This is a genomic window from Acidobacteriota bacterium, from assembly GCA_003696075.1.
Lineage (GTDB): Bacteria > Acidobacteriota > Polarisedimenticolia > J045 > J045 > J045.
On record RFHH01000119.1, the window covers coordinates 69,897 to 81,332 of the forward strand.

General features: G+C 71.8%; 11 protein-coding genes. 8 read left to right on the top strand and 3 right to left on the bottom strand.

Going from position 1 to position 11,436, the window contains the following annotated elements:
* Positions 1-172: 172 nt before the first annotated feature.
* The 6 genes from D6718_07665 (at position 173) to D6718_07690 (ending at position 6,084) form a co-directional block, all read left to right on the top strand.
* Positions 173-1,309 carry an acyl-CoA desaturase gene (locus D6718_07665; GenBank protein ID RMG45434.1) on the top strand — a complete coding sequence of 379 codons (1,137 nt, stop codon included), beginning with the start codon at positions 173-175 and terminating at the stop codon, positions 1,307-1,309.
* 187 nt (positions 1,310-1,496) lie between these two features.
* A complete protein-coding gene (locus D6718_07670) occupies positions 1,497-2,279 on the top strand; it encodes a hypothetical protein (GenBank protein RMG45421.1) in 783 nt (260 codons plus the stop codon).
* A gap of 10 nt (positions 2,280-2,289) precedes the next feature.
* On the top strand, positions 2,290-3,228 hold the full coding sequence (locus D6718_07675; protein ID RMG45422.1) for an ABC transporter ATP-binding protein: 939 nt from the start codon (positions 2,290-2,292) through the stop codon (positions 3,226-3,228).
* Positions 3,209-4,027, top strand: coding sequence for a hypothetical protein (locus D6718_07680; GenBank protein ID RMG45423.1), 819 nt, complete (start codon positions 3,209-3,211; stop codon positions 4,025-4,027). Before D6718_07675 ends, D6718_07680 begins: the two co-directional genes overlap by 20 nt.
* Before the next feature lie 262 nt (positions 4,028-4,289).
* A complete protein-coding gene (locus D6718_07685) occupies positions 4,290-4,742 on the top strand; it encodes a hypothetical protein (GenBank protein RMG45424.1) in 453 nt (150 codons plus the stop codon).
* Positions 4,743-5,016: 274 nt separating this feature from the next.
* Positions 5,017-6,084: an LLM class flavin-dependent oxidoreductase gene (locus D6718_07690; protein ID RMG45425.1), complete on the top strand. Its 1,068-nt coding sequence runs from the start codon at positions 5,017-5,019 to the stop codon at positions 6,082-6,084.
* Between the two features lie 292 nt (positions 6,085-6,376).
* Here D6718_07690 and D6718_07695 read toward each other — a convergent pair whose 3' ends face one another.
* From D6718_07695 to D6718_07705, 3 genes are all read right to left on the bottom strand, one after another.
* A complete protein-coding gene (locus tag D6718_07695; protein RMG45426.1) occupies positions 6,377-7,372 on the bottom strand; it encodes an aldo/keto reductase in 996 nt (331 codons plus the stop codon).
* Between the two features lie 217 nt (positions 7,373-7,589).
* Positions 7,590-8,342, bottom strand: a complete 753-nt coding sequence (locus tag D6718_07700; GenBank protein RMG45427.1) for an MBL fold metallo-hydrolase — start codon at positions 8,340-8,342, stop codon at positions 7,590-7,592.
* 22 nt (positions 8,343-8,364) lie between these two features.
* Positions 8,365-8,976, bottom strand: a complete 612-nt coding sequence (locus D6718_07705; GenBank protein ID RMG45428.1) for a hypothetical protein — start codon at positions 8,974-8,976, stop codon at positions 8,365-8,367.
* Between the two features lie 503 nt (positions 8,977-9,479).
* Here D6718_07705 and D6718_07710 point away from each other — a divergent pair.
* Both D6718_07710 and D6718_07715 read left to right on the top strand, forming a co-directional pair.
* Positions 9,480-9,773 carry a hypothetical protein gene (locus D6718_07710; GenBank protein RMG45429.1) on the top strand — a complete coding sequence of 98 codons (294 nt, stop codon included), beginning with the start codon at positions 9,480-9,482 and terminating at the stop codon, positions 9,771-9,773.
* Positions 9,774-9,960: 187 nt separating this feature from the next.
* The coding region (locus D6718_07715) for a response regulator (GenBank protein ID RMG45430.1) at positions 9,961-11,436 on the top strand (1,476 nt) is incomplete at its 3' end.

Consider the following 11,436-nt stretch of genomic DNA (forward strand, 5'->3'; position numbering starts at 1 on the left):
TGGCGGGAGAATACCCCCTCCCGAAGGCCGCCGGCGAGCGGCCCCGGGGCCGTGTCACGACCATGACATAGCCATGCCAGGATCGTTTCGACCCGCGGGGGCCCACAACGCCGGCCCTGACTCGCGGGGCGACACGAAAAGACCGAGGATGAGCAAGATGCTTTCGAATCCGTTGTTCCAGGGACTTCTTCCCCTCCCTTGGTGGGGATACGTCCTGGTGGCCCTCGCGATGACCCACATGACGGTCGTCGCGGTGACGATCTTCCTCCACCGCGCCCAGGCGCACCGCTCGGTGACGCTGCACCCGGCCGTCGAGCACGCGCTGCGCTTCTGGCTTTGGCTCACCACCGGGCTCCGGACGAAGGAGTGGGTGGCCGTCCACCGCAAGCACCACGCGAAGGTGGAGACCGCGGACGATCCGCACAGCCCGCGCGTCAAGGGGCTGTGGAAGGTCGTCTTCGGCGGCGTCGGCCTGTACCGTGCGGCCGCTGCCGACCCCGAGACGCTCGCGACCTATGGCAAGGGAACTCCCGACGACGCGATGGAGCGGAGGGTTTACGCCGCCCATCCGATGCTCGGCATCGTGTTGATGGCCGCCGTGGACCTGGCGCTGTTCGGCGCGGCGGGCGCCTTGATCTGGATCGTTCAGATGATCTGGATTCCGTTCTGGGCTGCGGGCGTGATCAACGGGATCGGCCACCGCATCGGCTACCGGAACTTCGACACCCGCGACGACTCCTCGAACATCGTTCCGTGGGGAGTGATCATGGGCGGTGAAGAGCTCCACAACAACCACCACGCCCGCCCGGGCTCCGCACGCCTGTCGCACAGGTGGTTCGAGCTGGACATCGCCTGGATCTACCTCCTGGCCCTCGAGCGCCTCGGACTCGCCCGCCTCCGGCGTCCCCGGCAGGCACGGCCCGCGCCGGCGCCCGACGGCGCCGCTGCCGCCGCGAAGCGCTACGCGGCCGAGGTGCTGCTGCCGGCGCTCCGCGAGGAGCTCTCCCGGGCCGAGGGAGCGGTACGCGCCATGCTGGCCCGGTGCCAGGAAGAACTCCAGCGCAACCCGCTGGGACCGGCCCCGACAGCCGAGCGCCTGGAACGGGCAGAAGAGGTCGGACCGGCGGTGCGCGCCATGCTCGCCGCCAGGCGCCGGCTCGTCGACGCGTGGAAGCGCGCGTCGCGAGGCGCCGCCGACGGGCGGGCTGCGATCGAGGAATGGCTGGAGACCGCCGAGCGGAGCGGTGTCGAGATGCTCGAGCGGTTCGCGGCCGGCCTGCGACTCGACATGGAACTCGAGCGCACCTGAGCCGCCCCCGGGCGGCATCCGCCGCGCTCCCAACCGCGCAAACCCGGATCGCCCGAAGCCGCCGGCGCTCTTGCTCCGGCGGCTTCGCTGCGTTCAGATGAGGTTGAACGCAAGACTCCGGCGGACCCGCGTCGACGCAGCCTCCGTCGGTACCGCGGCGTTGCCGCGGCGCGGGAAGGGAGGTTGCATGAACGATCGAATCCTTGCGGCGCGGAGGGCCATCCGCGCCGGCGCGATCGGGCTTTGCCTCGCGTCGCTCGGCACTCCCACCGCCCTGCTCGCCTGCATCCGGACCGACAGGGACAGCGAAACCACTTATACCTGCCAGATCGCCGGCCGGCCGATCAGCCTGGGGCTCTCGGTGGACAGGAGTTCGAAAGACGAGGCCGTCGAGCGCGCGCTTCTTCGAGAGGGAGATCGCGTGCTCCTGGAGGCGGTGCTGACGATCACCCGGAGCGGCCTGAGGTTCGCGGGCCGCCTCGACGAAGACCCCTTTGTCTGGGCGGCCGAGTCCCGTTGGCCACACCGTGTGGTCTCGACGAGATCGTGGGGCGATCTCCGCCTCTCGGCGGAGGTCGACGAAACGCCCGCGGGAACGCTCACCGTCCGCCTGACCGAAGGGGATCTCGGGGCTTACCTTCTCCTCGTGAGCGGCCGGACGGCGTCCGCGGTGCTCCAGGCGGTGGAATGGATCGCCGCCGAGGCCGCGCCCGGAGATTTCCGGGTGCTGGCCCTCCGGTCCGCACTGAGGGGACTCACGATGGACACGCACGGCGGAAGTCCCGTCGGACGATACCTCGGGTGCCTCGAGGACACGTGCAGGGCCTGCCGGGGATGCTGGGAGGGGGGCTGCCACTGCTGCCACGGCGACCCGTGGTGGGCCTGCGCCACGATCTGGACCTGCTACCTGGTCGGCTCCGAGCTCTGCGTGCTCCAGGAGATCAACGATCTCACGCCGAAGCTGCGGTGAGTGAGCTAGAATGAAGCGTTTTCCCGATTCCGGAGAGGAGGGTCCCTCCATGATCCGGGTGCGGGGCTTGAAGTACCGGTATCGCGGGGGGTTCACGCTCGACGTGCCGAACCTCCACCTGCGTGCGGGGCAGGTGACCGCTCTCGTGGGACCCAACGGCTCCGGGAAGACGACGTTCCTCGGCCTGCTCGCGGGTCTCCTCAGGCCGGACGAGGGAAGCGTGGAGATCGGGGGGGAGCCGCTCGAGTCGGCTCTCCGGAGGCGGCGGGTCGCCGCCGCCTTCGACTTCCTGCCTCCGCAGTCCAATCTGCCCGCGTCGATCTGGATACGGACCCTGTCCCGGCTCCGCGCGGCGGATCCCGACCAACTCGCCCGCCTCGACCGCATCGTCCACGAGGACGGGATGGCCCCGTGGCTGAACCGCCCGCTGCCGCGGCTATCGGCGGGCCAGCGCCGGCAAGCGGCCCTGGCGATGGCGGTGATCGGGGATTGGGACATCCTGCTGCTCGACGAGCCGTTCGCATCGCTCGACGCGGAGACGGCGGCGCGATGGATGCGGCGCATCGAGCGCTTCGCTGCAGCCGGGAAAACGATCGTCGTCAGCTCCCACCGGCTCCTCGAACTCGATCGCCTCGGGGACTGGTTCCTGTTCCTTCGCCAGGGCAGGATCCGGCACGAGAGCAGCAAGGACGATCTGGCGGCCTGCGACGAGATCCGGGTGGTGCTGCGCTGCAGCGAGGCCACGGCGCTCCGCATCCTCGGTCCGACGGCGATCCGCGAAATCCGTGCGGTGGCACCGGGAGTCGTCTCGCTGATCGTCGACGGCCGGGTGGCCGGCGGGCTGGCGGGCGTTCTCAATCCCCTCGTGCGGGAAGGACTCGAGGTCCAGCGGATCGAACCGCGGTTGACCGGACTCGAGCGAACCTACCATGAGGTCGGCCGTGCGTGACGCCGAGCGGAGATTCGCCGAGCAGGCCCTTCGGATGGCCGCGACGGCGCGCCTGCTGGCGGAGGACCATCTCCGAAATCGGCGGCACCTGGTCGCGTTGCTGGTTCTGCTTCTCTTGTTCGCGCCCGTGTGGCTCGGCTACCTGTTCGCGGCCCCGGAAACGCGCCTGGAGGGACTGTTCAAGGCGCTCGACGGTTGGGCGTTCGTGACCGCCTTCTACCTCACCGGGGAAGCGGTGTCGCGCGAGGCGAGAACCGGGCGCTGGGCTCTGCTCCGCACCGCCGGCGTGCCTCCCGGGACCTTCTTCGTCACCGTGTCGTGCTTCTGGATCGCCGTCTTCCTCGGCCTGGCCTGGACGATGGGGGTGCTCCTGGGGGCCGCCCTGGGCGCGGGCACGGCGGCTCCCGCCGGCTCGCTGGCCATCGGGATCCTCGCCGCGCCGGTGCGGTATCTTCCGCTCGTCGCGCTCTGCCTCGCCTTGGGCGGCGTCCTTGCGGGGTGGCTGAACGTGGCGGCCTGTCTGGGACTGTTGCTCCTCGCCTTGGTGTTCGACTTTCTCGCCGACGTCGCGGGGTGGCCATCCGCTCCTGTCCGGATCATCGGCGGCCTCCTCTTCGCACGGCCGCTCCTCTCTCCCGCGGTCGGGGGCGCTCCCGTTCTGTACGCCGATTGGCCGTGGCGCCTCGCCCGCGCCGTGGCGGTTGCCATCGCCTATCTCGGCCTCGGGACGGCGGCGGTGAGATGGAAGACCGGCGGCCGCGGACCGTTCCTACCGGCGCGAGGTCTCGGGAACGCTTGAACGCCCCCGGCGAAGAGCTGGGGCCCGGGGGTCCGGCTCGTGTCGAGCCGCCGTGCGCCGCCGGAGGGCTTCGCAACGAACCGATGGCCGGCGCCGCGCAATGGAGGCGAGGGCCGCGCGTGACAGGATCGGAACCGCTCCCCCGAGACGGTTTCCCGGGGCGTTTCCGGGCGGGCCCGCAGCGGGGTGTGGCCGTTCGCAGGCATCCGCGGGCCGCGCGGCACGGGCTTCGCATGTCCCACGGGCACGGGGAGCGCTCGGCATGAACGCGAACGGACGAGCCGGAACCGATCGCCCGGCTCCGCGCCCGGAGGCGGGAGGCGAAGACCGCGTTCTGGACAGGTGGCTACGTCCAGGGACCACGGCCGGCACGGGCCGGGTCGCCTGGGCCCGGCTCGGGAACGAGGCCGCCGCGTTCCTCCGCCACCTTGCATGGCTGCGCCGGAGGCTCGCCGGCCCGGCGAAGTCCTCTCCCGTGCCACCGTCGCCGGCGCGCGCCGCCCGCGTTCGTTGCGACGGGTGCCGAAGGAGGTTCGCGACGTCCTGGGGCGTGGTCCGGGAGGCCCTGGTGGAGGGGGCCCCTCTCCACTGCGGGCATTGTGGCGACCGTCTCGAGGCGGTGACGATCGAGTGGAGGCCCGGAGAACTCGAGGAGATCCTGCGCTATCTGGCCGGGGGACACCCGGGGCCGGAAGGCCCCCGTGCCGGGCGCTGACTCCGCGGACGTTATCGACGGCGATCCACGCGCCGACCCGAGGCGGGATCTCGGCGGAGCCGGGGGCTGCCGGCCCGCTCCGCGATCGCCGCCCCTGACCGGACGGGACGATTCCGCTTCGGGGAGCGGCCCACCCACCGCCATCGCCGAGGGGCGAAACGAGGCGTAACCCACTAGAAATTAGCGGCTTGCAGAAACCGGCCGCGCGAAGGCCGCCCGTCCCGTATCTTGACCCATGTCAGGCCCGGCGAGCCGGCGGGCAGCGAGCCGCATCATGAACGAACCTTCATCGACCAGAGCGATCGAGATCTACTCGACCTGTCCCGGGACGACGAATCCCGCCTTGCCCACGCGTCCCGGGTTCTACCCGGAAGACGACCGGAGCTATGCCGAAAAGGTCATCGAAGTGGCCCGCTGGAGCGAGGAATGCGGGTTCACCGGGAGCCTGATCTACATCGATCACTCGCTCGTCGACAACTGGTCGGTGGCGCAGCTCGTGTTGGAGAACACGACCCGGCTGGTGCCGCTGATCGCCCAGCAGCCGATCTACATGCACCCCTACTGGTGCGCCAAGAAAGTATCCACGCTGGCACTCCTGTACGGGCGGCGCGTCGCGCTGAACATGGTCGCCGGTGCCTTCCGGAACGATCTCCTTTCTCTCGGTGACACAACGCCGCACGACGAGCGCTACGCTCGGCTCACCGAGTACACCCGTATCGTGCTCGAACTCCTCCGGAACCGCGACAGGGCCGTCGACTTCGAGGGTCGTTACTACCGGATCCGCCGTCTTCGGCTCCATCCTCCGCTCGATCCGGATCTGATGCCCCGCCTGTTGCTGTCCGGTTCCTCCGAGGCGGGCATGGCGGCGGCGCGCGCCCTGGGGGCCGTGGCTGTCCGTTACCCGGAGCCCGTCGAGTTCTACGAGCAGAATCCGCTCGAGCGCGGAGTCCGGTTCGGCCTCCGAGTGGGGATCATCGCCCGGGAGTACGAGGAAGACGCGTGGCGGATCGCCCAGGCGCGGTTCCCGAGCGACCGGAAGGGACAACTCACGCACCAGCTCGCCTCGAAGACGTCCGACTCCGTCTGGCACGAGCGCCTCGCGCGGCTGGAGGCGGACGAGCCGGGCAGCTATCCGTACTGGCTCGTTCCCTTCAAGAACTATAAGACCTTCTGCCCCTACCTGGTCGGAAGCTACCGGCAGGTGGCCGAGATTCTCGCCCGCTACATCGGCGTCGGCTTCGAGACGATCATCACCGACATCCCGGCGAGCAAGGAGGAACTCCTGCACGAGAAGATCGTCTTCGAGCTGGCGCTGGCGCGCGCCGGAGCCCGGCCCGCCTGAGCCCTACGGACGACGCGCCGGGCTGCGCCTTCTCGGGGCGGGGCCCGATCCGGTGTCCGCAGGCCGCCGCATCACTACCGGTGTTTCGCGGCCCCCACACCGCTGCCGCGGCTGCCACCGCGCCATCGAAGCCGCCCGCCGCTGCGAGCCCCCTCCGGGCCTTCCTCCCCTGCGGCGCCTACCGCACCGACGCCCGTTCCCGCGGCCGGAGACCCCGCCGCCGCGGCGTTCGGGTCGGGAATCGCGTCCATGGGGGAGCGGCGCCGAAAACGCACCCCGAAGGGAGCACCTCTCACGACTTGTACCATTCGAGCTCGAGACCGGCCCGGGGCGCGATCCTCTCCAGCAAGGCCCTCCGCTCGCTCTCGCTCATCGGCGCGGACTCGCGGACGATCGCCGCGTTCCGCCTCACCTGTTCCGGCGTCTCCATGCCCGAGATGACCACGCTGACGGGGAGCGCCAGAACGTATCGCAACGATTCTTCCACGGTGCAGACGCCGCGCGACGCGAGAGCCCCGCCCGCGTTCGTCTTCATCGCGAGCACGCCGATTCCGCGCCGGACCAGTTCGGGCAGGACGCGCCGCTGGAAGCTCTTCTGGTGGTAGTCGATCGGATTGAGGGGCATCTGCATGACGTCGAACCGCCACCCCTCGTCCCAGAAGGCGAGCGCCCGAAGGTTCGCCTCGGGATCCTTGTGACCGGTCACCCCGACGAAACGCACCACCCCGAGCCGCTTCTGTTCCAGGATGTACTCCATCGCGCCGCCCTTCCGGAAGGCCCTTTCCACGTCGGCCACGCTCCGCACGCTGTGGAGCTGCCACAGATCGAGGTGGTCCGTCCGGAGCCGCTCCAGGCTACCCTCGAGATGGCGCTTCGCGCCCTCCGCGTCGCGCTTGGCCAGGTCGAAGGTCTTCGTCATGAGGAAGACCTGGTCCCTGATTCCCTCCAGCGCCGCCCCCATCCAGCGCTCGGCACGACCCTTTTGATAGCTCTCGGCGTTGTCGAAGAAGCGGATCCCCTCCGAAAAGGCCGTTTCGACGAGCCGGCGTGCGTCCTTTTCGGTGGGCGCCTTGCCCACGTGGAAGCCCCCCAGCCCGAGAACGGGAAGTTCGACGCCGGTCCTGCCGAGGGCTCGCCGCGGTAACGACCCGGAGGCCGGCGGGGCGGCTCGCAGCCGGGACGGCAGACCCGCCCACGCCAGCAGAGCCGCCAGGCGGCGCAGGACGGCCCGCCGCGCGGGGTGTTCGGGGGGTGAGGAACGTTCGGGGATGCGTCTCATCGGCCGCACCGTCTTTCCCGCCGAGGGGACGCCGCATTGTAGTGCGTGGTGCCCCGGCGGCGGGACGCGATCCGGTTGCCCGGCCGGGAAGACCGCCGCCCCGCCTCCGAACGGGTCGCGCGGGCGCTTCCGGCCGGCGGGCTCCGCCCCGGCGCGGCGGGGGCGTCCCGGTCGCGCCTTTACCGCCGCGGAGCGCGCCGGCACCTCCGGCCGGGGCCGGCCCGGCTCACACGGCGATCTCCGCCCCCTCCTCCGCCGCCTCGAACGGGCCGTCGCGCCGCACCGCCGCCGCGAGTTCGTCGTCGGTGTGGACGAACACGACGCGCCGCGCCTCGAGGGCGCCGGGCCGCCGGCGCACTTCCTCCAACGATACGTGCGGCAAAGGCGGATCCGGCTGCTGGAGAAGGGACAGTTCGAGCACCGCCAGATCGGCACCGCGGACGGCCTCGAACAGGAGATCGTCGAAGGCAGCGTCCCCGCTGTAGGCCACCGTCCGCCCGGCCGGACCGGTGAGTCGATAGGCGAGGCTCTCCGGCTTGTGCGTGACCGGAAGCCCGGTCACCGTCACGCTTCCCAGCTGGTGCGGGCCAGCCGTCATCGTGACGAAGCGCAGGTCGAATCCGAGGGTGAAGCCGGGGTAAGCGAGTTCCTGCAAGCGACGAACGTGCTCTTCGATCCCGCGCGGTCCGAAGATCGCCAGCGGGCGGGAACGCCGGAGGTCGATCGAGAGGTGAAGCAGGATCAACGGGAGTCCCAGGACGTGGTCCCCGTGAAAGTGCGTCACGAGGACCGCATCCAACCTCGAGAGGGACTCGCGCTCGAACGCCGAGGCGCGGCGGCGCCGCAGGCGATGCAACACCGTCGCACCGGCGTCGAGGAGAAGGAGCTCGCCCGCCGTGCTCTCCGCCAGAAGCGACGTGTGGGCGCGACCGTCCGCGTGCGTCGCGTTGCCCGCCCCGAGAATGACGACCCGCCGCACGGGGGCATTCTAGCGCGCGCCGCTAGTCCCCGGCGTCGAACAAGATTCCTGCAGTCGGGACGGCCTCCGGATCTCCCGCTCGTTCCACCAGGTACTCCAGGCCCAGGGCCCAGAAGGAGAAGCTCACCGGCTTGCCCCGCACGTCGTGCCAGCGGTCGGCGCGGTATCGGGCGAGTGCGTCGATGAGGCCCTCCGCCGTCGGCCGGGGGGCGTAGCCGAGCGCCTCGAGCGCTTCCCGCAGGGCCCGGCGCAAGTCCGCCGGGGGAACCCGGCCGCGGATCCGCCCGGTCTCCTCGCTCGTGCGCACGCGAACGACGCGAACGATCTCCACCCGCTGGACCAGGCACGACTCCCCGGATCCCGGCCGGCGAACGCGCGCTCCCGGCGCCGGCGCGGTTCCCTCGGAGTCGAGGAGCAGCTCGTCGCCCGGGGTCACCATCCCGCACGCCGGGTCCGCTTCCAGAACGAACGTGCGCCCGTCTCCGCGGGTCACCACGAGCCGCGCCACCTTCTCCTCCGCCTCTCCCTCCCCGGGCACCAGATCGACGGCGTCCACCCGAAGCCTTTCCGGCGCTGCGGGTGCGGGTAGAGCCAGGAGGAGGGTGAAGGCGGCGAGGATTTCGCGACGGCGCATCTCCGGTCTCCCTCCTGGCAATCTGGAGACTTCGCGCGCCGCCAACAACCGGCGGGGGCCTCCGGCCGCATCCGGACGATGACGAAGTTGAAATCCGCGTTTCGATCCGGTGCGGACTTGCCCGCGCCCGGCCGCGCGTGAGCGCGACGAGGCGCAAGCCGGTCGCCATCGGGATCGGGCCGATCCGGCGGTGCGGTCGCCGGGAAGCGCTCGCCGGACAACCGATCGGGCGTTCGGACCCGGCGGGAGGTCCAGGGAGCCACGTCGTTCGGAGCTCCTGGCGCGGGCGTTGCAGGGGCGGTGAGCGGACCGCGGAAGCGTCGATCTCGGGCGCGCCGCCGAGGCGGGGGGTGTGGCCCGGCTCGAGGCCGCTCCCAGGCCCGGCTCCCTCCCGCGGCCCCCGGCCGTACGAGGACGGCTCGCCCCGCGCCCCGGCCCGAGGCGGGGGCGAAGAGGAAGCGGTGGTGCCCAGCGGCGGAATCCGCCAAAACAGGAGAGTCACGATGAGACGGAAACTGAAGGTCGAAGAACTGGAGGCGCGGATCGCACCGAGCATCGGGCTCCTGACCTTTCTGCGCGGGCTCGCGGACACGAACGAGGATTTCGGCGCGGCGTTCGAGCAGGTCGTGGATCCGGACGGCAGCGTGCACGTGAACGAGGCCGCCGCTGCGTTCAACGGCATGGACACGGGCACGCAGGTCTCGCCGGTCGTCAGCGAGTTCACGCTGGGGGACAACATCGTCATCCCGGAGAAGCTCGCCGACGCGATCGCCGAGGCCGTCGGGAAGATGTTCTGACCCCGAGCAGGCCGCGAAAAGCCCGATCGGGGCGATCCGCAGAAGCCCGGCCACGGGCCCCTCGGATCGCCCCTTCGCGTCCACCCGGCCCGCCGGGCCATCCAGCAGCCGAACTGCGGTCGCTGTTGCCGGGGGTACCGGCCGGGGCCCATGTTGGGCCTGAAGGGGGAACCGAGGTGGCCCCGCCATGGCCGGTACTGTCCTCGTCGTCGACAGCGACGCCGCCGAACTGAGCGCGACCCAGTCGTTTCTCGAAAGCCGCGGGATCGACGTGGTCACCGCCGGCTCGGCAGCGCACGCCCGGCTGGCGATCGCCGAGTTCGCGCCGGCCGTGATCGTGGTCGATGCGGACATCGACGGCGGCTCTGGATTCGAGTTCTGTCGATCGCTCGTCGAGGAGGGCGGGGCGACGCCTCCCCCCGTGCTGCTCACCTCGCGCCGGTTGCGGGGCAAGGAGGCTCACCTTCGCGCCAAGCACGCCGGAGCCCGGCTCTTTCTCGAGCGTCCGGAGCAGGACCGCGTGCTCCTGGCCGCGGTCATGAGGCTGCTGGAGCCGCCGGCACCCATGCAGCCTCTGGAGATTCCGCCTCACGACCGACGTGCCGGCGCCCCTCGGGGGCCCGGGGCCACGGCCGCCGTCCTCGACCGGCCGGCCGTCGACCTCTGCGAGCTGGACGAGGACCAGGTCGGCTCCTGGATCGAGGCGGCGTTCGATCCTTCGAAGGCAACGGAGATGGTGGCCGCCGGCACCGCCCGCGAGACGAGGGCGGCCGCCCCGGCCGCCGGGGTGGTCGCTCCAGCGCCCGCATCCACCCCCGCCTCAACGCTCCCGAAAAGGCCGGAAGAGGGACCGCCGGCGCGTGGGGCGGCGGCCGCCGATCGGGCCGCGCGGGCCGCCGGAGGGGAGTCCGGCGCGGGCGCACCCACCCCGGAGCCGGTGCGTTCGAAATCGCGGCCCGCGCCGCGCGAAGCGCGGGGGCAGGAAGCGGCGGGCCGCCCCGATCGCCGGCCGACGGTGTCCTCCGCTCCCGCTCGCGTTCCCCGAAAGGACGGTCCCGCGGCACGTGAGACCAAGGCCAGCGGTGCGCGCTGGCGTCTTTGGGTCGGCTTGGGCGGCGCCGGGGCGGTGGCCATGGCGGTGGCGCTGGTGGCCCTGCGCGGGCCCGTTCGACCCGCCGTGCCGGCCGGCGGCTCCGACGTCGCCGGCGCGGCTGGCGGCGCGCCGGCGGCGGGGCGGAGCGGGCCGGCGCCCGTCACTCCGGAGCCAGGGCGTGCCGGGGCCGCACGAATGCCGCTGAGAGCTGTCCCCGTTCTTTCCGATACCGATGCCCCGAGCGGTGAGGCCGGCGGCGGGGCTGGCTCCGCCGAGGCGCCCGCGCTGCCCGCGCCGGAGGCACGGGGCCGAAATCCCCGGCCCTCGCGGCGGACCCCTGCGGAGGGACGGCCATCGGATGCTGGCGTCCCCGCCGACTCACCCCCTGGTGCCCGAGCACCCGTCGAGACGGGGCGGAGCGCGCCGCCCGCGCCGGCCGCCGCTCCGGCGGGCCGGGCTCCGGAAGCGAAGCCGGAACCCGAGGAACCGCCGGCGCCCGAGCCGAGGCCCGAGAGCGAGCCGGCACCCCCCGCGGACGCGGCCCCGGCCCGCGGGGCACCGGATGCCGCC

Coding starts and splice junctions, on each gene's coding strand:
- D6718_07675 (RMG45422.1), top strand. CDS start 2,290: ATGAAGCGTTTTCCCGATTCCGGAGAGGAGGGTCCCTCCATGATCCGG.
- D6718_07710 (RMG45429.1), top strand. CDS start 9,480: ATGAGACGGAAACTGAAGGTCGAAGAACTGGAGGCGCGGATCGCACCG.
- D6718_07670 (RMG45421.1), top strand. CDS start 1,497: ATGAACGATCGAATCCTTGCGGCGCGGAGGGCCATCCGCGCCGGCGCG.
- D6718_07680 (RMG45423.1), top strand. CDS start 3,209: ATGAGGTCGGCCGTGCGTGACGCCGAGCGGAGATTCGCCGAGCAGGCC.
- D6718_07690 (RMG45425.1), top strand. CDS start 5,017: ATGAACGAACCTTCATCGACCAGAGCGATCGAGATCTACTCGACCTGT.
- D6718_07685 (RMG45424.1), top strand. CDS start 4,290: ATGAACGCGAACGGACGAGCCGGAACCGATCGCCCGGCTCCGCGCCCG.
- D6718_07705 (RMG45428.1), bottom strand. CDS start 8,976: ATGCGCCGTCGCGAAATCCTCGCCGCCTTCACCCTCCTCCTGGCTCTA.